At 66.4% G+C, this 26,862-nt stretch carries 23 protein-coding genes and 1 other RNA gene; 17 read left to right on the forward strand and 7 right to left on the reverse strand.

The features are described from left to right. Window positions 1–101: 101 nt before the first annotated feature. Both QW861_RS06205 and QW861_RS06210 read right to left on the reverse strand, forming a co-directional pair. Window positions 102–677, reverse strand: a complete 576-nt coding sequence (locus tag QW861_RS06205; RefSeq protein WP_316159281.1) for a hypothetical protein — start codon at window positions 675–677, stop codon at window positions 102–104. Between the two features lie 767 nt (window positions 678–1,444). Then, a complete protein-coding gene (locus QW861_RS06210; protein ID WP_316192832.1) occupies window positions 1,445–2,083 on the reverse strand; it encodes a TetR/AcrR family transcriptional regulator in 639 nt (212 codons plus the stop codon). 187 nt (window positions 2,084–2,270) lie between these two features. On the opposite strand from QW861_RS06210, the gene QW861_RS06215 reads away from it, so the two are divergent. The 3 genes from QW861_RS06215 (at window position 2,271) to QW861_RS06225 (ending at window position 7,509) form a co-directional block, all read left to right on the forward strand. After that, entirely contained in the window at window positions 2,271–3,602 is a 1,332-nt protein-coding gene (locus QW861_RS06215; protein ID WP_316192833.1) for an efflux RND transporter periplasmic adaptor subunit, read from the forward strand. Window positions 3,603–3,827: 225 nt separating this feature from the next. Further along, complete coding sequence (locus tag QW861_RS06220) at window positions 3,828–5,417, forward strand: DHA2 family efflux MFS transporter permease subunit (RefSeq protein WP_315752417.1); 1,590 nt, start codon at window positions 3,828–3,830, stop codon at window positions 5,415–5,417. A gap of 274 nt (window positions 5,418–5,691) precedes the next feature. Then, on the forward strand, window positions 5,692–7,509 hold the full coding sequence (locus QW861_RS06225) for an ABC transporter ATP-binding protein (protein WP_315752418.1): 1,818 nt from the start codon (window positions 5,692–5,694) through the stop codon (window positions 7,507–7,509). Between the two features lie 47 nt (window positions 7,510–7,556). On the opposite strand, the gene rnpB is transcribed toward QW861_RS06225, so the two are convergent. After that, window positions 7,557–7,998, reverse strand: an RNA gene (rnpB, locus tag QW861_RS06230) — RNase P RNA component class A. Between the two features lie 139 nt (window positions 7,999–8,137). Here rnpB and QW861_RS06235 point away from each other — a divergent pair. Both QW861_RS06235 and QW861_RS06240 read left to right on the forward strand, forming a co-directional pair. After that, complete coding sequence (locus tag QW861_RS06235; RefSeq protein ID WP_315713448.1) at window positions 8,138–8,491, forward strand: YciI family protein; 354 nt, start codon at window positions 8,138–8,140, stop codon at window positions 8,489–8,491. A gap of 34 nt (window positions 8,492–8,525) precedes the next feature. Then, window positions 8,526–9,770: an RNA polymerase sigma factor gene (locus tag QW861_RS06240; RefSeq protein ID WP_315752419.1), complete on the forward strand. Its 1,245-nt coding sequence runs from the start codon at window positions 8,526–8,528 to the stop codon at window positions 9,768–9,770. A gap of 4 nt (window positions 9,771–9,774) precedes the next feature. Here QW861_RS06240 and QW861_RS06245 read toward each other — a convergent pair whose 3' ends face one another. Beyond that, window positions 9,775–10,626 carry an N-acetylmuramoyl-L-alanine amidase gene (locus QW861_RS06245; RefSeq protein WP_315713446.1) on the reverse strand — a complete coding sequence of 284 codons (852 nt, stop codon included), beginning with the start codon at window positions 10,624–10,626 and terminating at the stop codon, window positions 9,775–9,777. 555 nt (window positions 10,627–11,181) lie between these two features. Here QW861_RS06245 and rsmH point away from each other — a divergent pair. The 9 genes from rsmH to murG all read left to right on the forward strand — a co-directional run bounded on the left by rsmH (window position 11,182) and on the right by murG (window position 22,303). Further along, on the forward strand, window positions 11,182–12,177 hold the full coding sequence (gene rsmH / locus QW861_RS06250; protein ID WP_316192834.1) for a 16S rRNA (cytosine(1402)-N(4))-methyltransferase RsmH: 996 nt from the start codon (window positions 11,182–11,184) through the stop codon (window positions 12,175–12,177). Window positions 12,178–12,180: 3 nt separating this feature from the next. Then, window positions 12,181–12,573, forward strand: a complete 393-nt coding sequence (locus tag QW861_RS06255; RefSeq protein ID WP_315713444.1) for a hypothetical protein — start codon at window positions 12,181–12,183, stop codon at window positions 12,571–12,573. Continuing rightward, the gene (locus QW861_RS06260; RefSeq protein WP_315752422.1) at window positions 12,570–14,318 is read left to right on the forward strand and encodes a penicillin-binding protein 2; all 1,749 of its coding nucleotides are present in this window, start codon (window positions 12,570–12,572) and stop codon (window positions 14,316–14,318) included. The genes QW861_RS06255 and QW861_RS06260 overlap by 4 nt, the downstream gene beginning before the upstream one ends. A gap of 70 nt (window positions 14,319–14,388) precedes the next feature. Then, window positions 14,389–15,849, forward strand: coding sequence for a UDP-N-acetylmuramoyl-L-alanyl-D-glutamate--2,6-diaminopimelate ligase (locus QW861_RS06265; protein WP_315752423.1), 1,461 nt, complete (start codon window positions 14,389–14,391; stop codon window positions 15,847–15,849). Next, window positions 15,846–17,222: a UDP-N-acetylmuramoyl-tripeptide--D-alanyl-D-alanine ligase gene (murF, locus tag QW861_RS06270; RefSeq protein WP_315752424.1), complete on the forward strand. Its 1,377-nt coding sequence runs from the start codon at window positions 15,846–15,848 to the stop codon at window positions 17,220–17,222. The genes QW861_RS06265 and murF overlap by 4 nt, the downstream gene beginning before the upstream one ends. Window positions 17,223–17,409: 187 nt before the next feature. Further along, window positions 17,410–18,516, forward strand: coding sequence for a phospho-N-acetylmuramoyl-pentapeptide-transferase (mraY, locus tag QW861_RS06275; RefSeq protein WP_315713440.1), 1,107 nt, complete (start codon window positions 17,410–17,412; stop codon window positions 18,514–18,516). Between the two features lies 1 nt (window position 18,517). Beyond that, window positions 18,518–19,918 (forward strand): UDP-N-acetylmuramoyl-L-alanine--D-glutamate ligase, encoded by a 1,401-nt coding sequence (gene murD, locus QW861_RS06280; RefSeq protein WP_315752426.1) that lies wholly within the window; start codon window positions 18,518–18,520, stop codon window positions 19,916–19,918. An 84-nt stretch (window positions 19,919–20,002) separates the two neighbouring features. After that, on the forward strand, window positions 20,003–21,154 hold the full coding sequence (gene ftsW, locus QW861_RS06285) for a putative lipid II flippase FtsW (RefSeq protein WP_315752427.1): 1,152 nt from the start codon (window positions 20,003–20,005) through the stop codon (window positions 21,152–21,154). A 45-nt stretch (window positions 21,155–21,199) separates the two neighbouring features. Beyond that, on the forward strand, window positions 21,200–22,303 hold the full coding sequence (gene murG, locus QW861_RS06290) for an undecaprenyldiphospho-muramoylpentapeptide beta-N-acetylglucosaminyltransferase (protein WP_315752428.1): 1,104 nt from the start codon (window positions 21,200–21,202) through the stop codon (window positions 22,301–22,303). Here the strand turns inward: murG and QW861_RS06295 are convergent. Then, on the reverse strand, window positions 22,300–22,512 hold the full coding sequence (locus QW861_RS06295; protein WP_315752429.1) for a hypothetical protein: 213 nt from the start codon (window positions 22,510–22,512) through the stop codon (window positions 22,300–22,302). The two genes, murG and QW861_RS06295, sit on opposite strands and share 4 nt — an antisense overlap. A gap of 15 nt (window positions 22,513–22,527) precedes the next feature. On the opposite strand from QW861_RS06295, the gene QW861_RS06300 reads away from it, so the two are divergent. Next, window positions 22,528–23,187: a helix-turn-helix domain-containing protein gene (locus tag QW861_RS06300; RefSeq protein WP_315752430.1), complete on the forward strand. Its 660-nt coding sequence runs from the start codon at window positions 22,528–22,530 to the stop codon at window positions 23,185–23,187. 4 nt (window positions 23,188–23,191) lie between these two features. Here the strand turns inward: QW861_RS06300 and QW861_RS06305 are convergent, their stop codons facing one another. Then, on the reverse strand, window positions 23,192–23,929 hold the full coding sequence (locus tag QW861_RS06305; protein ID WP_315752431.1) for a carbonic anhydrase: 738 nt from the start codon (window positions 23,927–23,929) through the stop codon (window positions 23,192–23,194). A 139-nt stretch (window positions 23,930–24,068) separates the two neighbouring features. Beyond that, window positions 24,069–24,209 carry a hypothetical protein gene (locus QW861_RS06310; protein WP_316172373.1) on the reverse strand — a complete coding sequence of 47 codons (141 nt, stop codon included), beginning with the start codon at window positions 24,207–24,209 and terminating at the stop codon, window positions 24,069–24,071. A gap of 77 nt (window positions 24,210–24,286) precedes the next feature. Here QW861_RS06310 and murC point away from each other — a divergent pair, with 77 nt between their 5' ends. Further along, complete coding sequence (murC, locus tag QW861_RS06315; RefSeq protein ID WP_315752432.1) at window positions 24,287–25,690, forward strand: UDP-N-acetylmuramate--L-alanine ligase; 1,404 nt, start codon at window positions 24,287–24,289, stop codon at window positions 25,688–25,690. 202 nt (window positions 25,691–25,892) lie between these two features. Beyond that, window positions 25,893–26,816 carry a UDP-N-acetylmuramate dehydrogenase gene (gene murB, locus QW861_RS06320; RefSeq protein WP_315752433.1) on the forward strand — a complete coding sequence of 308 codons (924 nt, stop codon included), beginning with the start codon at window positions 25,893–25,895 and terminating at the stop codon, window positions 26,814–26,816. Window positions 26,817–26,862: the final 46 nt, after the last annotated feature.

Here is a 26,862-nt window from a genome sequence, read left to right on the forward strand (position 1 = left end):
TGCTGAGGCGCATTTTGGACCAGCAGCGAGACGTTGTTGGCGACGACAGTTCTCGTTAAGCAGCGGCTTAGTCAACAGTCTCGTCCCGAAGCGGACATTGTTCATCTCGGCCTTATCGAACGAAACGCAATCCATCTCGCCGCCGACGATCTTTCGAGCCAAACCTTCATACGCTCGCTTACCCAATGGAGCGTATGCTCACGAGCGATGTCCGTGCCCGGATGTCGATCTGCGCGGAAGGAATGTGTGCCCTGGACCTGCAATTCGGGCGTAGGCCGGACGGCGAGAGCCCACAACCGAGGCATCTGCGCCAGAAGAGTGGGGTCGTGGGGGCATCCCAAAATGTAGTCCTCTGGTTCGCCTGTCTCGGGATACGACATCGGCTCATTGGTGTCCGTGCTCCAAGTCTGCCAATCGAGGCGGACGACTTTCCCATACTGAGTCTGCTCGAAGTCAAAGCCAGTCAACTGGCTGCGTTCAAGGTCACGTCGAAATTCGTCGGTGACGATGATGAAGCCGAATGGCTGGGTCATCGGCGGCACATATGGGCCAGTGCGCAAGATGCGGATGATCGGCGGCCCGACGCACTCGGTCGCTTCAACGAGGCCGTTCAAAAGAATATCGCCGTAGTCACCCCAGGGAGATCCGACGGATTCCATAGCGAAGAACTTTGACATGGTAGGCCCAGGATGCGCAGCTGCCGAGCTTCGATTGCCCCAATCCGCAACCGCTTGCAAGGTCGGCTCGCGACCCTTCTCGGACGCTAGGCTCCTTCCGCGGATACGGCGCCGTGGTATCGTCGCCCGCTGCTGCTGCGGTCGCGCGCGGTTAAAACCGGCTGCGCGCAGAATCCGATTTCGTTTGCCCGATCAAACTGATTTGCCCTGTCCAGTCCCTCGCGTAAAAATTTTGTTCTTCCATTTTTCCGAATTTCGTGGTTGTCTACCGCCATCCCGCCTCGATCGAAGAGGGACGTTTCGCGGTCGTCACGAGCGTTGGAGGCGGGGAGCGGTGGCCTGTCGGCGCGCAGCGCGCTGGAATCGCGAGCGGACGAACGCGACCGGCAGGACGATGAAGTCGTATGGTCCTGGCGCCCCGATGCTGGCGCTAAGTCGTTCGGTGATGATCCGGATGGCGACGGTGGCTACAAGCCCGGACACCGGGGAGATTACGTATAAGTCGTAAGCCCATCGCGCGGGGAGGGCCGGGTGTGTTCGGCCAGACCTGTGGTACCTGCCGCCTGCATTTTTTTGAGCAGGCGGGCCACGGGCGCGGCCAGCGCCCGGCCTTCCCTGCACCCTCCGATCAGTTCGAGGGTGATCCGATTGCAGAGCTCGGGCGTCACCCGCCGCGAGAAGGAGAGCGCATGTCTTGGATCGACGTCGCTTGGACCGACATCTTCTGGGCCGACATCGCCGCGCGCATCAAGGCGGTCAGCGGCGTCTCAACTCTTGATGCCGTAGGTCGCGAGGAACATGCGGACGGCGCTCGCCACCACCTTGTGCGTCTCGTCGGGCGAGGGGGCGGGGGCTCCCTGAAAGATGAAGGGCAGGAACAGCGTGGCCTGGCACATCAACTGGAATTGCGATGCGGCGAGGTGACAATCGTCGATGGCGAGCTCCCCGGCATCGACGCGGGCCTGCAGATAGGCGGCGAGCCGGCCGATCGTGCCCTCGATGACGCAATCATAGTAGCGCCGTCCCACCTCCGGCATGCGTTCGGCGATCGCCATCACGGTGCGGATCGCCGATCCGCCGCCGGGGCGACAGACGACCGCGATCCACGCGGTGCCGAACTCGTACAGCACGGTCGTGGCATCGCGGGCGGGATCGAAGCTGAAGTTCGAGGCGCCCCGATGCACGCTCTCCTCTTCGACGATCGCCTCGAACAGGCGGAATTTGTCGGCGAAGTAGACGTAGAGCGTGCCCTTGGAGACGCCGGCAACGCGCGCGATCTCGCCCATGCTGGCGCCGTCGAAACCCATGTCCATGAACACCTTGCGGGCACCCGCGAGGATTTGCCGGCGCTTCGAGGAATCGTCGTCCGACGTTGCCTGGGTGGTGTTGTGGTCCGCCTCAATCATTGGTTTAGGCTGTTCCCGAAGATTTGGCCGGCGCCAACGTCACAAACGCATCTGCGCGGATATGTTGCGATAGCGAAGATATAAATTGACCGAACGGTTCGGTCAATGATAGATGTGGATTGACCGAACGGTTCGGTCGGGATTTTCGGGGCCTGGACGGCCCCGCTGTCATGGGTGGGAGTCTCTGATGGCCGCTGCGAGAGATCAGGCTGTGCGGGCGCGCCGTCCGGACGCTGAGGAGGCGCCGGAACAGACGAGGTCTGAGCCGGTCCGGCCGCAGGCCAGCGACACGGCGCAGCGCAAGCCTGCTGATGCTAAGCCGGCCGACCCGAAGGCCGACGTCAGCACCGAGGCTCAGCCCGAACGGCCCGCGCCGGCCGGCGCTCCCACAGCCACGACGCCGCAAGCCGGGCCCGCCCCCGCTCCGAAATCAGGCAAGCGCAAGCGGGTGCTGGCCAGCATCGGCGTGCTGCTCGCGCTCGCTGCCGCCGGCTACGCCACGCACTATTATCTGGTCGGCCGCTTCATGGTCTCGACCGACGATTCCTACGTTCGCGCCAACAACACCATGCTGGGCGCGCGCGTCTCCGGGCACATCCAGGAGATCGTGCCGCGGGACAATTCGGTGGTTCGCAAGGGCGACGTGATCTTCCGTATCGACGACGGCGACTACAAGATCGCGGTCGATGCCGCCCGCACCAAGATCGCCACGCAGGAGGCGACGATCGCGCGCATCGGTCGCCAGGTCGCCGCACAGCAGAGTGCCGCCGAGCAGGCGCAGGCCAATCTCACCTCATCCGAAGCCGCGATGAAGCGCGCCGGGCTCGACTATGAGCGCCAGCAGGCGCTGAGCAGCAAGGGTTTTGCCTCGCATGCGACCTTCGAGCAGTCGGAAGCCGCGCGCGACCAGGGCATGGCGGCGGTCCGCGCCGCCCGTGCCGCGTACGACGCCGCGCGCGACAATGTCGAGGTGACGAAGGCGCAGCAGGTCGAGGCCCAGGCGCAGCTCGCCGAGCTGAAGACATCGCTTGCCAAGGCCGAGCGCGATCTCGAATTCGCCACCGTGCGCGCGCCGGTCGACGGCACCTTCTCCAACCGTCTCGTCAGCACCGGCGACTTCGTCGCGGTCGGCCAGCGGCTCGGCAACGTCGTGCCGCTCGACGACGTCTTCATCGACGCGAACTTCAAGGAAACCCAGCTCAGGCGTATCCGTCCGGGCCAGCCGGTCACGATCAAGGTCGACGCCTATGGTGCACGCGGCTTCAAGGGCGTGGTCGACAGCATCTCGCCGGCCTCGGGCTCGGTGTTCACCCTGCTGCCACCGGACAACGCGACCGGCAACTTCACCAAGATCGTGCAGCGCCTGCCCGTGCGCATCCGCGTGCCGAAGGAGGTGGCGCGGCAGAACCTGCTGCGCGCCGGCATGTCGGTCTACGTCACCGTCGACACCACCGTCGGCGCCAAGGATGCCGACAGCGACGGAGATCTCGACGCGCCGGCGACGGTGCAGGGGAAGTAGCGAGGTGATCTAACTGACGCGATTGCATTCGCTGTTGCGTCATCGGAAGTCAGCTCCCTCCCCCCTTGCGGGGGAGGGGTGGGGTGGGGGGTCTCCGGGCGAGACCGCCGTTGGGGACCCCCACCCCCGACCCCTCCCCGCCTAGCGAAGCTCCGCTTCGCGCGGGGGGAGGGGAGCGCACCTGTGACGAGGCGCGGTCATCGACTCCAGCGGACTCATTAGAACATGGCCACCGCAACGACAGCCGACCCCACTATGAGCGCACCGGCCGCGCCGTCGGACCGCATCGCGCCGCGGCGGCTGATCGCGTTCCTGATCATGGTGTTCGGCATGTTCATGGCGATCCTGGACATCCAGATCGTCTCGGCGTCGCTGAGCGAGATCCAGGCCGGACTGTCGGCGAGCTCCAGCGAAGTGTCGTGGGTGCAGACGGCCTATCTGATCGCCGAGGTGATCGCGATTCCCTTGTCCGGCTTCCTGTCGCGCGCGCTCGGCACGCGGCTGTTGTTCGCGATTTCGGCGGCCGGCTTCACCATCTCGAGCTTCCTGTGCGGCTTCGCCTCGTCGATCGAGCAGATGATCGTGTGGCGCGCGCTGCAGGGCTTCCTCGGCGCCGGCATGATCCCGACCGTGTTCGCCTCGGCCTACACGGTGTTCCCGCGCACCAAATTCCACATCGTCGGTCCGATCATCGGCCTGGTCGCGACGCTGGCGCCGACGGTGGGTCCAACGGTCGGCGGCTACATCACCGACGCGATGTCGTGGCACTGGCTGTTCTTCGTCAACATCGTGCCGGGCATCATCATCACGACAGGCGTGCTGGCGCTGGTGGATTTCGACGAGCCGCATTTCGAGCTGCTCGACCGCTTCGACTGGTGGGGCCTGCTGTTCATGGCCGGCTTCCTCGGCTCGCTCGAATACGTGCTGGAGGAGGGGCCGCAATATGAATGGCTGCAGGACACCTCGGTCGCGATCTTCGCCGCGGTCTGCGCCGTCTCGGCGGTGTGCTTCTTCTGGCGGGTGCTGACGGCCGACGAGCCGATCGTCGACCTCTTCGCTTTCGGCAACCGCAACTTCGCGGTCGGCTGCCTCCTGCAATTCTGCATCGGCATCGGCCTTTATGGCCTGACCTACATCTATCCGCGCTATCTCGCCGAAGTCCGCGGCTACAGCGCCCTGATGATCGGCGAGACGATGTTCGTCTCGGGCGTCACCATGTTCCTGATGGCGCCGGTGGTCGGCCGCCTGATGCTGAAGATCGACATGCGCCTGATGATCGCGTTCGGCCTCGTGATCTTCGCGATCGGCTCCTACCAGATGACCGGCATCACCCGCGACTACGACTTCTGGGAGCTTTTCCTGCCGCAGGTGCTGCGCGGCGTCGGCATGATGTTCGCGATGGTGCCGACCAACAACATCGCGCTCGGCACCCTGGCGCCGGACCGGGTCAAGAATGCATCCGGCCTGTTCAACCTGATGCGCAATCTCGGCGGCGCCGTCGGCCTTGCCGTGATCAACCAGGTGCTGAACGATCGCACCGACCTGCACATTTCCCGCCTCCACGAGCGCGTCAACTGGGGCAATGCCACCGCGGTCGAGACCCTCAACATGCTGCAGCAGAAGCTGCAGGGCATGGGCGATTCGGCCCTGATGGCGATGAAGCAGCTGTCGCAGATCGTGCATCGCCAGGCCGTCGTGATGGGCTATGGCGATGCGTTCTTCATGCTGACCTGCTTCTACATCGGGCTCAGCTTCATGGTGATGCTGCTCAACAAGCCGAGCTCGCCGATGGCGGGCGGCGGCGACGCACATTGACGTGAGCGGCTCCTGCGCGCGCCGCGGGTTGCCAAATCATACCGTCGATGGTATGGAACAAGAATTGTCGCTCGAACCGGGGAGATTTGCATGACCACATCGCATCTGCAGATCGCATGCACCCGCTCGATGCCTGTTCTGGTGTTCGGCCGCTCGCTTTGAGCACCATCGCTTAACTTCCCAACGCCTGAGTTACTCATCCGCAGACCGCGCGCCGCGTCGCGTCTGCACTATTTGGAGCCGGCTGGCGCTGCGAGCGCGGCCGGATGATGCCATGACCGTCGACGTCTCCGGCCTGAAGGCCGACAAGCGTCCCGCCGCGATCCGCGTCGTGATCCCGTTCGTGACCCGCCACTGGCTGAAGCAGCCACGCATGACGCTCGGCATTGCGTGCGCGCTGCTGGGCGCCACCGCTGCCGATCTGTTCATGCCGCTGTTCTCCGGCCGGCTGGTCGATGCGCTCACCCTGGGCCCAGGCAATGCCGATGCACGGCACAGCGCGCTGGTGGCGTTCGCCGCCATCGTAGCCCTTGGCTTCGCCTCGATCGTGCTGCGATTGTCGGGCCTGCAACTGATCGTGCCGTTCACCCTGCGCATCATGTCCGACGTGGCGCGCGACGCATTCGTACGCGTGCAGCGCTTCTCGACCGACTGGCACGCCAACAGCTTCGCCGGCTCCACGGTGCGCAAGATCACCCGGGGCATGTGGGCGCTCGACCTCTACAACGACACCATCCTGCTGGCGCTGCTGCCGTCGCTCTCGGTGTTGCTGGGCTCGATGGTGCTGCTCGGCCTGCACTGGGGCGCGCTGGGCGGCGTGATCGCCGTCGGGGCGGCGCTCTATGTCGCGATGACGGTCGTGTTCTCGACCCGCTACATCGCCCCGGCCGCACGGATCTCCAACGCCTGGGATACCAAGGTCGGCGGCACGCTGGCGGACGCGCTGAGCTGCAATGCGGTGGTCAAGTCGTTCGGGGCGGAAGCCCGCGAGGACGGCCGGCTGATGCGCGTCGTCAGCCGTTGGAGCCGTCGCGTCAACCGAACCTGGCTGCGCTACAACACGACGGCGGCCGTGCAGCTCGGCGTGCTGCTGTGCCTGCGCTCCTCGGTGATCGGCGGCGCCGTGCTGCTGTGGATGGCGGGCAAGGCCTCGCCAGGCGACGTCACCTATGTGCTGACGAGCTACTACGTCATCCATGCGTATCTGCGTGACGTCGGCATGCATATCAACAACCTGCAGCGCGCGGTCAACGACATGGACGAGCTGGTGGCGATCCACAGCGAGCCGATCGGCATCATCGATGCCAAGGACGCCAGGCCGATCGCGGTGACCGGTGGGCACATCGTGTTCGATGCGGTGACGTTCCACTATGGCGGCCATCGCACCCCGCTGTACGACCGGCTGTCGGTGGACATCCGGCCGGGCGAGCGGATCGGCCTCGTCGGGCGCTCCGGCTCCGGCAAGACGACCTTCGTCAAGCTGGTGCAGCGGCTCTACGACGTTGGCGGCGGCCGCATCCTCATCGACGGGCAGGACATCGCGCATGCCACGCAGGACTCGCTGCGCAGCCAGATCGCGATCGTGCAGCAGGAGCCGATCCTGTTCCACCGCTCGCTGGCCGAGAACATCGCCTATGGCCGTCCTGGCGCCAGCCAGGCCGAGATCGAGCAGGCGGCGCGGCTCGCCAACGCGCATGAGTTCATCACGCGCCTGCCCAAGGGCTACGGCACGCTGGTCGGCGAGCGCGGCGTCAAGCTGTCGGGCGGCGAGCGGCAGCGGGTCGCGCTGGCGCGGGCGTTCCTGGCGGACGCGCGGGTGCTGATCCTGGACGAGGCGACCTCGAGCCTCGATTCGGAATCCGAGGCGCTGATCCAGGAGGCGATGGAGCGGCTGATGAAGGGCAGGACGGCGATCGTGATCGCGCATCGGCTGGCGACCGTCCGCAGCCTCGATCGCATCCTGGTGTTCGACCGCGGCCGTATCGTCGAGCAGGGCAGCCACGCCACGCTGGTTGGCAGACCCGGCGGACTCTATCGCAGCCTGTTCGAGCGCCAGGCCACCGAGTTCGGCCAGCTCTCGGCCGCCGGTTGACAAAAATGGTGAGGGGCCCGGCGCTGCTGCGCCGAGCCCCTCATGAACATATCAGCCGGCCTGTAAGCCGGGTTCTGTAGGGCACCGTGATGCTTGCGCATGACGATACGTGACGGCCATTCCTCTGGGATCGCGCTTGCGCGCGACCTCGGGCAACCTACCCGGACGGCGAGCCTGACATCGCTCCCGCGGACGTCATCGCCTTGGCATCATCTGCCTTGGCGATTGTCTCCGCGTGGCCGTCCCTATTCGGTTTTGCTCCCGGTGGGGTTTACCATGCCGGTTCCGTTGCCGGCCCCGCGGTGCGCTCTTACCGCACCTTTTCACCCTTACTCGCCTCCCTCGCGGGAGGAAGCGGTTCGTTCTCTGTGGCACTATCCCTGGGGTCGCCCCCGCCGGACGTTATCCGGCACCGCATGTCGATGGAGCCCGGACTTTCCTCCCCGGCGGCCTTTCGGCGCCTGCCGGAGCGGCCGTCCGGCCGACTGACGCAGCTTGAATGGGGCTTCCCGGCCATCAGGTCAAGCCATCGCTGCGCCTGCAAAAATATTATCCTGGGCGTGTCGTTACGTGAGCGCGCCATTCGACTGGATGTCGGCGATCCGGCCGAAACAAGGGAGCAAGTTCGATGCAATATCTGTTGATGATCTACCAGAACGAAGTCGACTACGCGAAGATGGAGAAGGAGGCCGAGGGCAAAATGCTGGCGGAGTACCAGACCTTCACCCAGTCGATCATCTCGAGCGGCAATTACAAGGGCGGCGACCGGCTGCAGCCGACGACGACGTCGACGACCGTGCGGGTGCGCGACGGCAAGATCCTCACCACCGACGGTCCGTTCGCCGAGACCCGCGAGCAGCTCGGCGGCTACTACATGATCGAGGCCAAGAATCTCGACGAGGCGATCGGGATTGCCGCGCGGATTCCCGGCGCCCGTTTTGGCTCGATCGAGGTGCGGCCGGTCTGGCAATATAATCATTGAGACCGGTGCGGTTCGCGGCCGAGAAGGGTCACCGATGACGCTTGATGCGATCGACAAGGTGTTCCGCGATGAGGCCGGCCGCGCACTCGCGACCTTGATCCGGCTCGTCGGTGACTTCGATCTGGCCGAGGACGTGCTGCAGGATGCGTTCGCTGCGGCGCTGCTCAAATGGCGGGGGTCCGACGCCCCCGCCAACCCGCGGGCGTGGCTGGTCAATGTCGCCCGCAACAAGGCGATCGACCGGATCCGGCGGCGGAGCAATTTTCGCGACAAGGAGGCGGAGATCGTTCACGCCATCGAGCGTGATGCCGCCAACGACGACGCCGACGCGCCGGCCGATCTCGACGACGACATGCTGCGGCTGATCTTCACCTGCTGCCATCCGTCGTTCGCGCCGGAGGTCCAGGTGGCGCTGACGCTGCGCACGGTCTGCGGCCTCACCACGGCCGAGGTCGCCCGCGCTCTTGTCACCGGCGAGGAGGCGATGGCGCAGCGCTTGGTGCGCGCCAAGCAGAAGATCCGCCTCGCCGGCATTCCCTACGAGGTGCCGGGACGCGATGCGCTCGAGGAGCGGCTGCGCGGCGTCCTGACCGTGATCTATCTGGTGTTCACCGAGGGCTATCTCGCGACCTCAGGCACCGAGCTGATTCGCGAGGATCTCGCGCGCGAGGCGATCCGGCTGTGTCGCCTGCTGCTTGGCTTGATGCCGGAGGCGCGCGACATCAAGGGCCTGCTCGCGTTGATGCTGCTGCACGATGCGCGGCGCGCCGGCCGTACCAATGCGGCGGGCGACATCGTCCTGCTGGAGGAGCAGGACCGCTCGCTGTGGAATCGTGAGCAGATCGCCGAAGGGCTTGGGCTGGTCGAACAGGCCCTGGGCATGAAGGGGCTCCCGCAGCCCTATACGGTCCAGGCCGCGATTGCCGCGCTTCATGCTCAGGCCGCCAGCTACGCTGAAACGGATTGGCGGCAGATCGTGGGGCTCTACGAGGTTCTGCTGCGGATCGCGCCATCGCCTGTGATCGAGCTCAATCATGCGGCCGCTGTCTCGATGGTCGACGGCCCGGCGCGGGCGCTGGCACTGGTCGATGCGCTGGCCGCGCGCGGCGGATTGAAGCAGTACGATCTGCTGCCGGCGGTGCGGGCAGACCTTCTGCGGCGGCTCGGTCGGCGCGACGAGGCGCGCGCCGCCTACCGCGAGGCGAGCGCAGCCACGCAGCTCGCGCCGCTCAAGCGTCTCTATGCACGGCGGCTCGGTGAGCTCGATGTGGAGGCCTGACGTGTCAGACGCGCGGCGCCTGATCCTCGGCCGGCAGGCTCGTCAGCAGCGCATGCAACGTCCACAAGGTCGAGCGGTCGGCAATGCCGTCGATCTTTTCGGGGCGGAAGTGCCGCTGGAACGCGGTGACGACGTCCATGGTGATGCCGTCGAATTTACCCGTGATCGGCACGCCATAGCCGTATTTGGCGAGCGCCTTCTGCAAGCCCTTGACGTCGTCGCCGATGCTGCCGAGCTTCAGCGTCTCGCCCTTGGTGATCGCCGCCGGCTGCACCCAGTGGCCCACGCCCGAATTCGCCAGCGAATGCCACGGGAATTTCTCACCCGGATCCTTCTTGCGCGCGGGTGCCACGTCGGAATGCCCGAGCACGCGATGCGCCGGGACATTGCGGCGGAGCATGATGCCCCGGCACAGCGCGATGACCGCCGCGATCTGCCGCGGTGGGAAATCCGGATAGCCCCAATCGTGGCCGCGATTGACGATCTCTATGCCGATCGAGCAGGAATTGATGTCCTCCTCGCCGTCCCATGACGAGAGACCCGCGTGCCAAGCGCGCAAGGCCTCCGGCACGCACTGGACGATGCGTCCGTCCTCGAGCACGACGTAATGCGCGGAGACCTCGCTGCCGGCGGTGCACAGCTTGGTGATCGCCCCTTCGACATCCGGCATGCCGGTGTAATGAAGAATGATCATGTCCGGCTGGCGCCCACCCTTGCGCTCGCCGAAATTGGCCGACGGGATCACGTCGGAGGCGACCGACGAGTCCGGCGTGAAGACCGGCAGGTTGGAAACGCCTTTGGGGATCTGCAGCGCACGAGGACGCTTCGATTCCGGCTTGTCGGAGGGACTTGGCATGAACGACTCGAAGCGGACGGCGGCGGCGGTGGCTCAAACCGGATATGGGCAGGCACTACTCTTTTACATGACCCAGCCGCAATCGAAATCGCATGCGAGCCCTCGCTATTGAGCGGACCGTTGTATCGCGATCGCCGGTCCGCCGAACGGCACGGCGGCGAGCAGGACGAAAGGTCTACCGGGCAGCTCCGCCTCGCGGTCCAAGTGCCCAACATCCGCCACAGACCATCAACGGTTTGTTAACGCTAAACGCCGTTACTGAGTGGTGAAGAGCCAAGCCGGCTTTCGGGACGGCAAGCCGCCACGATGCAAGGTCCTGCACGGCAGATCACGATCGAAAGCGGTTCCGGGGCGCTCCGGCGCCGCGCGATCGCTGTCGGATCGAGGATCTCGACATGGCCGGATCGTGCTGCTGATGTCGTGACGGCGCGACGGATGACGGAGCGTCCCGGGAGATGGCTTGGCGAATTGACGGGGCGCGAGGATCGAGGGCGCGATGGGCTCGCTGCCAACCAAAGTCAGTCTGAAGCAACGGCGCGCGTGCGGAGCGGCCGGGTGAGCACGGCTGACCAGCGGCACATCCCGGTGCTCGGCCCCGAAGCGGTCGAGATGCTGGCGCCACGCGGCGGCGGAACCTACGTCGATGCGACCTTTGGCGCCGGTGGCTATACGCGCCTGATCCTGGCAATGGCGGGAACACACGTCATCGGGATCGATCGCGACAGCACCGCAATCGCCGGCGGCGCAGGTCTCCTCGCCGAAGCGGGCGGTCGCCTGACACTGGTCGAGAACCGTTTCTCGGCATTGGCCGACATCTGTGCATCGCGAGGCCTTGCGCATGTCGATGGCATCGTGATGGATGTCGGCGTCTCTTCGATGCAGCTCGACTCCGCCGCGCGCGGCTTCTCGTTCAGGTTCGACGGCCCGCTCGACATGCGGATGGGCGGCACGGGACCGACGGCCGCCGATGTCGTCGCCAACGCTGCCGAGCGCGCTTTGGCCGACGTCATCTACATCTTTGGCGAAGAGCGGCACTCCCGCGCCGTGGCGCGGGCCATCGTCGCCGCGCGCAAGGAACAGCCGATCACGACGACGCGGCAACTCGCCGACATCGTCGCGCGCGTGGTGAGATCCAGGCCTGGCGACATCCATCCGGCGACGCGCACGTTCCAGGCGCTGCGGATTCTCGTCAACGAGGAGCTGGACGAGCTCGAACAGGCGCTGTCGGCAGCGGAGCGCGTGCTGGCGCCGGGCGGCCGGCTGGCGGTCGTCTCGTTCCATTCGCTCGAGGACCGCATCGTCAAGACGTTCCTCGCCGAGCGCAGCAGGACCGGCGGCGGCTCGCGCCATCTGCCCGAGATCGCGCAGGAGGCACCGAGCTTCCAGTTGCTCAACCGCAAGCCGGTCGTGGCCGCGGAGGCTGAGACCGAAGCCAATCCGCGGGCGCGGTCCGCCAAGCTGCGCGGTGCCGAGCGCACGGCGGCGCCGGCGCACGCTTCGGCATCCTCGTCGCCCTGGCCGCGGCTGGCCGATGTCCTGCGAGGAGGGTGACCGATGCGCCTCCTGCATCTCGTCGTGATCTGCTCGCTGATCTTCGCGGCGGCCTATGTCTATCGCATTAAGATGGACTCCACGGCGCGGGTCGAGCGCGTGCTGCAATTGCGCGCCGAGATCCGCGAGCAGCGCGAGGCCATCGCAGTGTTGCGTGCGGAATGGGCCAAGCTCGACGCGCCGCTGCGGCTGCAAGGGCTGGTCGAGCGGCATCTGCCGCTGAAGCCGCTCAACGCCACACAATACGACAGCCTGAAGAATCTGCCGGAGCGGCCGCCGCGATTTGCGCGACCGGACAATCCGGATCCGATCGGATCGATGATCGATGCGATCGACGCGATCAACGAAGAGCCCCCCGTGACCGGGTCGGTGCGTCGCCCGGAGGATCAGCAATGACCGATCAGCTTCGGCCCGACGTCAAGCCGCAGGAACCCTGGCGGCAACGTCTGGTGCGCACGCTGCTGTATGGGCGCGATGTCGATCGGACTGCCAAGGCGCGCGCGCGAGTCGGCCTCGCGATCATTGCCTTTGCTGCCGTCTACGCGGTCATCGGCGGCCGCCTCGTGATGTTCGCGATCGGCTCGGATGGTCCGAGCGCGCGGCGCGCCGCGCAGCAGGACGCCATCGCCACCGCGCGCCCCGATATCGTCGACCGCAATGGCGCCGTTCTCGCCACCGACGTGAAGACGCCGAGCCTGTTCGCCGAGCCGCGTCGTCTCATCGACAAGGACGAGGCAATCGAGCTTCTGACGGCGACCTTGCCGGATCTCGATACGGGCGAGGTCCGCGACCGACTGTTGTCGCGCAAGGGTTTCGTCTGGTTGAAGCGCGAGATGACGCCGAAGCAGCAGCAGGACATTCATCGCCTCGGCCTGCCGGGCATCGGCTTCCTGCGCGAGAACAAGCGCGTCTATCCGACCGGAAACGAGGTGGCCCATCTGATCGGCCTGGTGAACATCGACAACCAGGGCATCGCCGGCATGGAGAAGTGGCTCGACAATCAGGGCCTTGCCGACCTGCATCGCGCGGGCTTCGCCACCGATCGCCTGCAGCGCCCAATCGAGCTCTCGGTCGATCTGCGCGTCGAGCACGCGCTGCGCGACGAACTGCTCAAGGCCAAGGACAAGTTCAAGGCCAAGGCAGCTTCCGGTCTCGTCGTCAATGTCAGGACAGGCGAGATCATCGCCATGGTGTCGCTGCCGGATTTCGATCCCAACAACCCGAAGGAAGCGCACGATCCCGACCGGATCAACCGCCTGACCACGGGCGTGTACGAGATGGGCTCGACCTTCAAGGCGTTCACCCTGGCAATGGCGCTCGACACCGGCAAATATGATCTCAATTCGCTGTGGGATGCACGCGGGCCGCTGCACTACGGCAAGTTCGCGATTCATGACGACGAGCCGAAGGGCCGCTTCCTCAACATGAAGGAAGTGTTCTACTTCTCGTCCAACGTCGGCGCCGCCAGGATCGCGTTGACGCAGGGCGTGGAAGCGCACAAGGCGTTCCTGCGCAAGATGGGCCAGTTCGACCGGTTGCGCACCGAGCTGCCTGAGAGCGCCTCGCCGATCCTGCCCAAGCGCTGGGGCGAATTGAACACGGTCACGATCGCGTTCGGTCACGGCATGGCGGTGGCGCCGCTGCAGGGTGTGATGGGCGTCAGTGCGCTGGTCAATGGCGGCTATCTGATCCCGCCGACTTTCATGAAGCGCACCGAGGCAGAGGCGATGCAGGTCGCCAAGCGCGTGATCAAGCCGGAGACCTCGGAGAAGATGCGGTATCTGATGCGTCTGAACGCCGAGGTCGGCACCGCGCGCAAGGCCGACGTGAAGGGCTACTACATCGGCGGCAAGACCGGCACCGCCGAGAAGGTGATCAACGGCCGCTACGCCAAGAAGAAGGTGCTGACCCTCTTCACCGCCGTGATCCCGGCGGACAAGCCAAAATACCAGCTCCTGATCATGCTGGACGAGCCGCAGCCGCTGAAGGAAACCTATGGCTTCATCACCTCGGGCTGGAACGCGGTGCCGACCGCTGGCAACGTGATCTCCCGGATCGGGCCGCTGCTGGGAATTGAGCCCCGTTTTGACCTTCCGCCGTCCGACCGCCAAATTCTTGCGGCATCGCGGCTGACACAGTAAGCCGTCGTCGAATCGCAGGCTTTGGAGCTGCCGCCATCCCGGGCGGGGCCAGGACTGGCACGGAACCAGGATGAAACTTCACGACCTCCTGGGCGATCAGGCGACGCTCGACGCTCCCATCGCCGCAGTCGAGATATCCGGCCTCGCCGTCGACAGCCGAGCCGTGCGGCCCGGCGACCTGTTTTTTGCACTCTCCGGCACCAAGACCGATGGCTCCCGCTTTATTGCGGCGGCAATCGCGGCCGGTGCGGTCGCCGTGGCCGGCGCGGCGGGCCCTGGAACAGGGCTGGCCGTTCCATTCATCGCGCTGCCGAACCCGCGGCGGGCACTCGCGCTCGCTTCGTCCCGGTTCTATCCGCGGCAGCCGGCGACGATTGCCGCCGTCACCGGCACCAGCGGCAAGACGTCGGTCGCGGCCTTCACGCGCCAGATCTGGCAGCGCCTCGGCCACAGCTCGGCCAGCATCGGCACCGTCGGGCTGGTGTCGGACAAGCGCACCGTCTACGGCTCGCTGACGACGCCAGATCCGATCGCGCTGCATCGGCAGATCGACGAGATCACGCAGGATGGCGTCACCCATCTAGCGTTCGAGGCTTCGTCGCACGGGCTCGATCAGTTCAGGCTCGACGGTGTCAGGGTCTCGGCCGGCGGGTTCACGAACCTGTCGCGCGACCACATGGACTATCATCCGGACATCGCTCACTACCTCAACGCCAAGCTGAGGCTGTTCCGCGATCTCGTGCCGCCGGGCGGGCCTGCGGTGATCTCGGCCGATCATGAGTGCTCGCCGGAAGTCATCGCTGCGGCGCAGACGCGCGGTCTTCGCCTGATGACGGTGGGGACGCATGGCGACGGTGCAGGCGAGGGCATTCGCCTCGTGGCCGTTGCAATCGACGGCTTTGCGCAGCAGCTCCAGATCCAGCATTGCGGCCGCATGCATGCGGTCCGCCTGCCGCTGGTCGGCGCGTTTCAGATCGAGAACGCGCTGGTCGCGGCGGGCCTCGCGATCGGCACCGGCAGCGATCCGCAAGCGGTGTTCGAATCGCTCGAGCAGCTCGAGGGCGCCAAGGGCCGGCTCGAGCTGGTCGGCGAGCACAATGGCGCACCCATTTTCATCGACTACGCGCACAAGCCGGATGCGCTCGCCAAGGCGCTGCATGCGCTGCGGCCCTATGCTCCGCGAAAGCTCGTCGTCGTGTTCGGCGCCGGCGGCGACCGTGACACCGGCAAGCGCCCCTTGATGGGCGCGATCGCCGCCGAAGAGGCCGACAGTGTCATCATCACCGATGACAATCCGCGCAGCGAGGATCCGGCTGCGATCCGCGCTGCAATCCTGGCCGCCGCGCCCGGTGCGCGTGAGATCGGCGACCGAACGGAGGCAATCCGCGTCGCGATCGGCGAGCTGCAGCCCGGCGATGCGCTCGTGATCGCCGGCAAGGGCCATGAGACCGGACAGATCATCGGCAGCACTATTCTGCATTTCAGCGATCATGAAGCGGTCGCGGACGCGTTGGCAGCGAGGACATCATGACGAAGGCGCTGTGGACCGTGGCAGAGGCGGCGCGCGCGCTCGGCCTCGCCGGCGACTACCCAGAGACCCCGATCGACTTCGTCACGCAGGACAGTCGCGCGGTGAAGCCCGGCAGCCTGTTCGTGGCACTGAGTGGCACACCGAGTGGCGGCTTCGTATCGAGCTTCGCCTCCAGCCGCGACGGCTGGGAGTTCGCGGCGAATGCCGAAGCGGCCGGCGCGGTGGCGATGATCGTTCCCCACAGGATCGATGGGATCACGGTGCCGCAGCTCGTGGTGCCGGACACGCTGATCGATGGGCTGTGGGCGCTGGCGCGCTCCGCGCGGGCGCGCTTCCATGGCCCGGTGATCGGGTTGACCGGCAGCGCCGGCAAGACCTCGACCAAGGAGTTCATCGCCGCCTATCCCGGTGCCTCTGCGAGTCCGTCGAGCTTCAACAATTTCTGGGGCGTACCGCTGACGCTGTGCAACGCCGATCCCTCCGCTTCGGTGTGGGTCGTCGAGATGGGCATGAATCAAAAAGGCGAGATCGCGCGGCTGACGGAGCTGTCGCAGCCGACGGTGGCGCTGGTCGTGAATGTGCAGCCGGTGCATCTGGAGAAGCTCGGCAGCCTGGAAGCGATCAGGAAAGAGAAGGTCTCGATCGCGCTTGGGCTGCCGGCCGACGGCGTCCTCGTATTGCCGGCCGATCTCGCAGCACCGGAATGGACCGGCAAGGTGATCCGCTTCGGTGGCGGCGCTGACGTCCGCGAGCTCTCGCACGACTCGCGCGGCGAGACCTGGGATGTGAGCGCCGACATCGCCGGTCGCCGCGTCGCCTTCACGCTGACGCCGGGTGCGCCGCATCGCCTGCACAATGCGCTGGCGGCGCTCGCCTCCATCGCAGCGGCCGGGCTCGATCCAGCGCTGCTCGCGCCGACGCTCGGCGATGTCGGCATCATGACCGGCCGTGGCGTCGAGCAGACCGTCGGCGACATTGTTCTGATCGACGACAGCTTCAATGGCAACCCGGCCAGCATGGCGGCGGCGCTCGACAGTCTGCAGGCGCGACCGGTGCGGGGACGGCGGATCGCCATCATCGGCGACATGCTCGAGCTCGGCGACGAGGCGCCGGCCTATCATCAGGGGATGGTCGCTCATCTCGCGGGGGTCGACGGCGTCTATTGCGTCGGTCCGCTGATGCGTCACCTGTTCGACGCCCTGCCTCACGCGAAGCGGCTCGGCTGGCATGAGGATCCGGTGACTCTGGATCCCGGTCGGGTCGCGGCGCTGCTTGCGCCGGGCGACGTCGTCGTCATCAAGGGCAGCAAGAAGATCTTCTGGGTCAACAAGTTCGTGTCGAAGCTCGCCGCGGCGCTGCAGCGGCCCACTTGAAAAATCGGGCGATATCGCGGCGCGGCAGAAGGATATTTTCCACTGGTGGTCGAAGCGGTCATGCCGGATGGGTCATTCCGCCGGGCTATGATTCGCACCCGGCCCCGATCATGGTTAAAAGAGGCTGGACCGGATTCGCGACCGAATTCGTGTTCGCGGTCTCGGTGAGGCGGCATAGGCGGGTTGGATGTTCTACTGGTTGATCGAGCTGACGAATACGTTTCCGAGCCTGTCCGTCTTTCGCGGATTGCTGAACGTGTTCCGCTACATCACGTTCCGTACGGGCGGCGCCGTCGTCACCGGGGCGCTGTTCGTGTTCCTGTTCGGGCCCTGGATCATCGATCATCTTCGCCTGCGCCAGGGCAAGGGCCAGCCGATCCGCACCGACGGCCCGCAATCGCACATCATCAGCAAGAAGGGCACGCCTACGATGGGCGGCTTGATGATCTTGTCGGGCCTCGTCGTCTCCACCGTGCTGTGGGCCAATCCGCTCAACCCCTATGTTTGGATCGTGCTCGCGGTGACGCTCGGCTTCGGCTTCGTCGGCTTCTATGACGATTATCTGAAGGTGACCAAGCAGTCGCATTCCGGCTTTGCCGGCAGACTGCGGCTGCTGATCGAGGCTGCGATCGCTCTGGTCGCCTGTTACGCGCTGGTGCGGCTCGGGCGCGATCCGTCCTCGACCGGGCTTGCCATTCCGTTCTTCAAGGATCTGGTGATCAAGTTCGGCTGGCTCTATGTCATCTTCGGAGCGTTCGTCATCGTCGGCGCCGGCAATGCCGTGAACCTGACCGACGGGCTCGACGGCCTGGCAATCGTGCCGGTGATGATCGCCTCCGCCAGCTTCGGCCTGATCGCCTATCTCGCCGGCAATGCGGTGTTCTCGGACTACCTGCAGATCCACTATGTCGCGGGCACTGGTGAGCTTGCCGTGCTGTGCGGCGCGGTGCTCGGCGCGGGCCTCGGCTTTCTCTGGTTCAACGCCCCGCCGGCGTCGATCTTCATGGGCGACACCGGCTCGCTGGCGCTCGGCGGCATGCTCGGATCGATCGCGGTCGCGGTGAAGCACGAGATCGTGCTGGCTGTCATCGGCGGCCTGTTCGTGCTGGAGGCCGTGTCGGTGATCGTGCAGGTCGCCTCGTTCAAGCTGACCGGCAAGCGCATATTCAAGATGGCGCCGATCCACCACCATTTCGAGCAGCTCGGCTGGACCGAGCCGCAGATCGTGATCCGGTTCTGGATCATCTCGGTGATGCTGGCGCTGGTCGGTCTCTCGACGCTGAAGCTGCGCTGACATGATCCCCGTCACCGCATTTGCTGGAAAGAGCGTCGCCGTGTTCGGGCTCGGCGGCTCGGGGCTGGCCTCGTGTCATGCCCTGCGGGCCGGCGGCGCCGAAGTGATCGCGGCCGACGACAGCGCCGATCGGATGACGGAAGCGGCGAAGGCGGGTTTCATCACCGCCGATTTGCGCACCGTCTCCTGGGCGAACTTCGCCGCGCTGGTGCTGGCGCCGGGCGTGCCGCTGACCCATCCCGTGCCGCATTGGAGCGTGTTGAAGGCGCGCGAGGCCGGGGTCGAGGTGATCGGCGACATCGAGCTGTTCTGCCGCGAGCGCAGGCGGCACGCGCCGGATGCGCCGTTCGTCGCGATCACCGGCACCAACGGCAAATCGACCACGACGGCGTTGATCGCGCATCTGATGCGCGTCGCCGGCTACGACACCCAGATGGGCGGCAATATCGGCACCGCGATCCTGTCCCTCGAGCCGCCGCGCATGGGCCGCGTCCACGTCATCGAGATGTCGTCCTACCAGATCGACCTGACACCATCGCTCGATCCGAGCGTCGGCATCCTGCTTAATGTCAGCGAGGATCACATCGACCGGCACGGCACGATCGAGAACTACGCGGCCGTAAAGGAGCGCTTGGTGGCGAGTGTCCAGTCCAAGGGCTCCGCGATCGTCGGCGTCGACGACGGTTTTTCGCGCGCGATCGCCGACCGGCTCGACCGGGCCGGCAAGCGCGTCGTGCGCATCTCGGTGAAGAACCCGCTGGCGGACGGGCTGTATGTCGAGCACGAGACGATTGTGTGCAGTGCAGGCGGGGCCCGCAGCGAGGTCGCCCGGCTTGGCGGCATCGGCTCGCTGCGCGGCCAGCACAATGCTCAGAATGCGGCCTGCGCCGCCGCCGCGGCGCTCGCGATCGGTGTGAAGGAGGACGTGTTGCAGCAAGGGCTGCGCAGCTTCCCGGGCCTGGCGCATCGCATGGAGCAGGTCGGCCGTCGCGGCAACGTGCTGTTCGTGAACGACTCCAAGGGCACCAACGCAGACGCGACCGCGCACGCATTGTCGTCCTTCGCCGACATCTTCTGGATCGCCGGCGGCAAACCGAAGGCCGGCGGCATCACCAGCCTCGCGGGTTTCTTCCCGCGCATCCGCAAGGCCTATCTGATCGGCGAGGCGGCCGCGGAGTTCGCTGGCACGCTGGGCGACAAGGTGCCGCACGACATGTCCGGCACGCTGGAGGTCGCGGTCTCCCAGGCGGCCGCCGATGCGGAGGCCTCGGGATTGAAGGATGTCGTGGTGCTGCTGTCGCCGGCCTGCGCCTCCTTCGACCAGTTCCGCAACTTCGAAATCCGCGGCACGCATTTCCGCGACCTGGTGCAGGCGCTACCGGGCGTGGAGCGGGTGGCCTGAGGCAGCATTGCCAGCGATTTTCTTAACCCTTCGATAACCATCCTGGGTGCCAATGGGCTGACACTCGGCTCAGGTGGACGCCCGATGCTCTCCCGTGAAGAACGCAATCCGCTGTCCGACTGGTGGTGGACGGTCGACAAGCCGCTGCTCGGCTCCATCCTCGCGCTGATGCTGTGCGGGGTGATCCTGTCGCTCGCGGCCAGCCCGCCGGTAGCGACTCGGATCGGGCTCGATCCGTTCCACTTCTTCAACCGCCACGTCCTGTTCCTGCTGCCGTCGTTCATCGTGCTGATCGGCGTTTCCTTCCTGTCGCCGCGCCAGATCCGGCGCAGCGCGCTGGTGGTGTTCACGATCGCCATCGTGCTGATCGTGCTGACGCTCGCGATCGGCCCGGAGGTGAAGGGCTCGCGGCGCTGGATCACGCTGATCGGCGTCAACATCCAGGCGTCCGAGGCTGCGAAGCCGGCCTTCGTCGTCGTTTCCGCCTGGCTGTTCTCGGAATCCGCGCGGCGGCCCGACATGCCGGCGACCACGATGGCGTTGGTGCTGCTGCTGATGCTGGTGTCGCTCCTGGTGATGGAGCCGGATTTCGGCCAGACCATGCTGATCCTGATGGTCTGGGGCTCGCTGTTCTTCATCGCCGGCATGCGCATGATCTGGGTTGCGGGCCTCGCGGGCGCCGCCGCCACCGGCCTGTTCGGCGCCTATCTCTTGGTCCCGCACGTCGCCGGCCGCATCAAGCGCTTCATGAACCCGGCCTCCGGCGACACCTTCCAGGTCGACACCGCGATGGAGGCGTTCTCCAACGGCGGCTGGTTCGGGCTGGGGCCGGGCGAGGGCATCGCCAAGCGCAGCCTGCCGGACAGCCACACCGATTTCGTGTTCGCGGTCGCTGCCGAGGAGTTCGGCATCATCCTGTGCCTGGCGCTGGTCGCGCTGTTTGCGTTCATCGTGATCCGCACGCTGTCGCGCGCCTATGCGACCGAGGATAGCTTTGCGCGCTTCGCGGCCTCGGGCCTCGCGATCCTGTTCGGTATCCAGGCGGCCATCAACATCTCGGTCAATCTGCAGTTGATCCCGGCCAAGGGCATGACCTTGCCCTTCATCTCCTACGGTGGCTCCTCGATCGTGTCGCTGGCCTATGGCGTCGGCATGATGCTGGCGCTGACCCGACAGCGGCCGCGGATGGAGCTCGAGGCCGGCGACGCAGCCGGCGCGCTGCGCAATTACGCTTAGGCTGCTGGCTCGCAATGACGAGACATTGCCTGTAAACAAGCGCGCATGACCTCAACCGCGCCTCTCATTCTGCTCGCGGCCGGCGGCACCGGCGGCCATCTGTTTCCGGCTGAAGCGCTCGGCGTCGAGCTGATCAGGCGCGGCTATCGCGTCCGTCTCGTCACCGACGCGCGCGCGCTGCGCTACAGCGGCCTGTTCACCAAGGACATGATCGACGTGGTGCCGAGCGAGACGGTGCGCAGCCGCTCGCCGGTCGCGCTCGCGCGCACCGCGCTGCTGCTCGGCACCGGCACCATCGCGGCCTTCAACCTGATGCGGCGGCTCAAGCCCGCGGCCGTGATCGGCTTCGGCGGCTATCCGACCGTGCCGCCGCTGCTGGCGGCGCGCCTCGCCGGCGTGCCCAGCCTGATCCACGACGCCAATGCCGTGCTCGGCCGCGCCAATCGTTTCCTGTCCGCGCATGTGAAGGCGATTGCAACCTCGTTGCCGGGCGTGCTCGACCGCGATCCCGCGCTGGCCGGCAAGACGACCACGGTCGGCACCCCGATGCGACCTGCAATCCTCGAAGCCGCGGACGTGCCCTATGTCCCGCCGGAGACCGCCGGGCCGCTGCGGTTGCTCGTCGTCGGCGGCAGCCAGGGCGCGCGCATCATGAGCGACATCGTGCCCGGCGCGATCGAGCGGCTGGAGCCGGCGCTGTGGGGCCGTCTGGTGCTGACCCAGCAGGTGCGCCAGGAGGACATGGCGCGGGTGCGCGCGGTCTATGACCGGCTCAAGATCAATGCCGATCTGCAACCCTTCTTCACCGACCTGCCGGCGCGGCTCGCCGCCAATCACCTCGTGATCTCGCGTTCCGGCGCCGGCACCGTGGCCGAGCTCGCCGCGATCGGCCGGCCCTCGATCCTGGTGCCGCTGCCGGGCGCCATCGACCAGGACCAGTTCGCGAATGCCGGCGTGCTGTCGGACGCGAGCGCCGCGATCCGGATCGTGCAGAGCGAATTCACCTCCGACAGGCTGGCCTCCGAGATCTCGGCGCTCGCCGCCGAGCCGACGTGTCTCGCCGCGATGGCCCAGGCTGCGCGCACAGCCGGGCGGCTCGATGCCGCGGAACGGCTGGCCGATCTCGTGATCAGGACGGCGGCGCTCTAGTCGCGCAAGCGCACGGTGATCCCATGATGAACCGGAGCTCCGACAATGGCGCTGTCCTGCTTGACGATCATCCGATGCACTTGCGGCGCCATCCGTCCTTTGTGCCTGTGCTCGTCGGATTTTGCGACCAGCTGATTGCGCCGCTGCGCGGTCAACGCCTGATGATCAAGCTGTTCGGTCAGCGCGCTCCGACGGAAATCGCTGCGCACATCGTGATGATGCACATGTCGGCGCGCAAGCCGGTCGAGCGGCCGACCCTGACACGCCTGCAGAGGCGGCTGCCGGGTCCGCGGCAGACGGCGGCGTTCGTCGCGGTGTTGCGCGGTCTGTCGCTGGTGACCGTCGAGCGCGATCCCGAGGATGCTCGTATCCGCTACCTGGTGCCCGGCCCCGTCATCCTCGAGGGGCTGCGAGGCTGGCTTGCCATGCATCTGGATTGCCACGCCCGATTGACGCATGCCGGCGGACTGAGCCTTCGTCTGCAGGATGACGCCGCGTTCTATGCGGAGACGATCCGGCAATGTGCGAGCTGGCTGTGCCGCGACAATCGGCCCCTGACGGGATTTCCCGATCTCGCCTGGACCGACGAGCATGACAGCGGCATCCATCTGGCGCTGATGCTCGTCGCCCGGTCCGCCGTTGGGCGCGAGGCCGTCGCGATTTCGACGGCGGAGCTTGCGACCTCGCTCGGCGTCTCGCGCTCCCATATCCGCAATCTGCTGACGACCATGGAGGGGCGCGGTCTGCTGCGCTTCGGCGACGGGCGCCGGCATCTGATACTGACGCCGGGTTTCGTGGCCTCCGTGGAGGCCTGGTTCTGCCACCAGGTGTGTTGGCTCGCGGCCGCAGCCGTGCGTGCGGATCGCGTGCTGCGGCCAGCTTGAGGCGTCAGATCATCGTGACCCGGCCGGTGCCGATGTCATAGATGCCGCCCACGATCTTCACCTTGCCCTCGGCGACCATGCGGCCGAGAATCGGCTTGGCGGTCGACAGGCGCCGGACGTTGCTGCGCACGTTCTCCGCGGTGGCTTCGGCCAGCAGATCCTGCGGCTTCTTCGCGATCGCAGCCTCGACGCCGGGTTTGAGTGCATTGATCAGTGCGGGCAGGTGGCCTGGCAGCTTGGTGCCGTCCTTGAGTACCTTGATCGTCGCATCGATGGCCCCGCAGCCGCTGTGACCGAGCACCAGGACGAGAGGCGTGCCGAGAAACTTGACGCCATATTCGAGGCTGGCGAGACCGTCGTCGTTGACGAAATTGCCGGCGACCCGGACCACGAACAGCTCACCGGGCGCTTGATCGAACACCAGCTCGGGGGCGACCCGGGAATCGGCGCAGCTCACGATCGCGGCGATCGGGTATTGGGCCGCGGCGCGCGCCGCCCGGCCGGCCGAGAAATCCTTGTTGTCGAGGTTGCCGGCGACGTAGCGCGCGTTGCCATCGACGATGCGCTTCATCGCGTCGTCCGGAGAGATGGCGTTGGGGGGCATCGCGCTGTCGCTCGCCTGCTTGGCTTCCTTGGCAAACGCCGGAAGTGCGCCGACCGCCGCGGCAGCCAGCACTGCGCCGCCGCCAAGCAGCCGGCGCCGGGACAATACGGGAGGGTGCGTTTCACACAGCGAGCACATCGGCGAGGGTTCTCCATCAAAGATTGAAATATGCGTGCCCGGCACGCCGGCCGCCCGCTACTCATGCCACGCGAACTGACGCGGTGAGCGCGCAAAAATTGCAGGTATCCTGTTGGGAGGGGGCAGCGTGTGATCGCGCTTAACAATTTGTGAAGGTGGGATCGAGCGGGAACTCCTGGCCGATCGCGCCGGCTGGGTTGCCAAAATCGGCCAAAATCGGGCGAACGCCTGCGAATTTGGCAATTCTTACGGCCTGGCCGGACTTGTCCAGGTCGGTCATGTCTTGCAAGAAGGGCTGATGATTCGCGGCCGCTCCCTCCCGCCGGGCGCCCGGAACCCTTGAGACGAGATGCCCCCATGAGACTGCCGCGCGAGATCGGACCCATCCACTTCGTCGGGATCGGCGGCATCGGCATGAGCGGTATCGCCGAGGTGCTGTGCAATCTCGGCTATACCGTGCAGGGCTCGGACGCCTCGGACAATGCGAACGTCGCACGCCTGCGCGAGAAGGGCATCACCGTCAGCGTCGGGCACAAGGCCGAGAACATCGCGGGTGCCGACGTCGTCGTCGTCTCGACCGCCATCAAGCGCGACAATCCCGAGCTGATGGCGGCGCGCGCCCAGCGCATTCCCGTCGTCCGGCGTGCCGAGATGCTGGCCGAGCTGATGCGGCTGAAGAGCTGCGTCGCCATCGCCGGCACCCATGGCAAGACCACGACCACCTCGATGGTCGCGGCGCTGCTCGATGCCGGCGGTCTCGATCCGACCGTCATCAATGGCGGCATCATCAATGCCTATGGCACCAACGCGCGGCTTGGCGCCGGCGAATGGATGGTGGTCGAGGCCGACGAGAGCGACGGCACCTTCCTGAAGCTGCCGGCGGATGTCGCGATCGTCACCAATGTCGATCCCGAGCATCTCGATCACTTCAAGACCTTCGAGGCCGTGCAGGACGCCTTCCGCGCCTTCGTCGAGAACGTGCCGTTCTACGGCTTCGCCGTGATGTGCATCGATCATCCGGTGGTGCAAACGCTGGTCGGAAAGATCGAGGACCGCCGCATCATCACCTACGGTGTGAACCCGCAAGCCGATGTCCGCCTTGTCGACCTCGCGCCGATGGGCGGCGGCTCGTCGTTCAAGGTCGTGTTCCGCGACCGCAAGAGCGGTGAGACGCACGAGATTGCCGCCATCGCGCTGCCGATGCCAGGCCGGCACAATGCCTCGAACGCAACGGCGGCGATCGCGGTCGCGCGCGAGCTCGGCCTGTCCGACGAGGCCATCCGCAAGGCGATTGCCGGCTTCGGCGGCGTCAAGCGCCGCTTCACCCGCACCGGCGAGTGGAATGGCGTCACCGTGATCGATGACTACGGTCACCATCCGGTCGAGATCGCGGCGGTACTGAAGGCGGCGCGCGAATCCACCAATGGCAAGGTCTTCGCCGTGGTGCAGCCGCATCGCTACACCCGGCTGCAATCGCTGTTCGAGGAGTTCTGCACCTGCTTCAACGACGCCGATGCGGTCGTCGTTGCCGACGTCTATCCGGCCGGCGAGGCGCCGATCGAGGGCATCGATCGCGATCACTTCGTTCTGGGCCTGCGCGCCCACGGCCATCGCGACGTGGTGCCGCTGCCGAAGGCCGCCGATCTCGCCGGCATCGTCAAGGGTCTCGCCAAGCCCGGTGACCTGGTCGTGTGCCTCGGTGCCGGCAACATCACGCAATGGGCCTACGCGCTGCCCGGTGAGTTGAAGGCGCTGGGATGAGGGCTGTGTCGTTGGGCGAGCTGGCAGCTACGCGGCATACTCTGCTCTCTCCCCCCTTGTGGGGGAGAGGTGGAGAGGGGGGGACCACGAGCGCCGGCGCCTGGGGCTCACCCCCCTCCCTGACCCTCCCCCACAAGGGGGGAGGGAACGGAGAGTGCGTGCCGACCCTGACGATGTCGGCGCACGATGTGAGAGCAGCCGCGTGAGTTTCCCCGACATTACGCCCGAGCTCAAAGCCGCAATGCCGGAGCTGCGCGGGCGGCTCCTCGCCAACGAGAGTCTCGCGCCTCTCACCTGGTTTCGCGTCGGCGGACCGGCGCAGGTGCTGTTCACGCCGGCGGATGCTGACGACCTCGCCTACTTCCTCAAGAACCTGTCCAGTGATCTGCCGCTCTACGTCATCGGCGTCGGCTCCAACCTGATCGTGCGCGACGGCGGCGTGCCGGGCGTCGTGATCCGGCTGGCGCCGCGCGCGTTCGGCGAGGTCAAGGCGGAGGGCGACATCGTGACCGCCGGCACCGCCGCGCTCGACAAGCGCGTCGCCGAGATCGCGGCGTCGGCCAATCTCGCGGGCCTGGAATTCCTGTTCGGTATTCCCGGCACGATCGGCGGCGCGCTGCGGATGAATGCCGGCGCCAATGGCGGCGAGACAAAGGACATCCTGGTCGAGGCGATCGCGATTGACCGCCATGGCAAGACGCACCGCTTCGACAATGCCGAGATGAAGTTCACCTATCGCGCGAGCGGCGTCGATCCGTCGCTGATCTTCACGGTAGCGCGCTTCCGCGGCACGCCGTCGGCGCCGGAGGCGATCCGGGCGCGCATGGCCGAGGTGCAGGCGCATCGTGAGACGGCGCAGCCGATCCGCGAGAAGACCGGCGGCTCGACCTTCAAGAATCCGCCGGGACATTCCGCCTGGAAGCTGGTCGATGCCGCAGGCTGCCGCGGTCTCAAGGTCGGCGGCGCCCAGGTTTCAGAAATGCACTGCAACTTCCTGATCAACACCGGCAACGCCACCGCTGACGACATCGAGACTCTCGGCGAGACCGTGCGCGAGCGGGTCAAGGCGAAATCGGGCATCGAGTTGCAGTGGGAGATCAAGCGGATCGGAGTCAAGGCGAGCTGATCGCCCCGCCTGCTCAAGTGACGTCAGCGCAATCGCGACTGCGGTT

The organism is Bradyrhizobium sp. SZCCHNRI1029, from assembly GCF_032487555.1.
Taxonomy (GTDB): domain Bacteria; phylum Pseudomonadota; class Alphaproteobacteria; order Rhizobiales; family Xanthobacteraceae; genus Bradyrhizobium.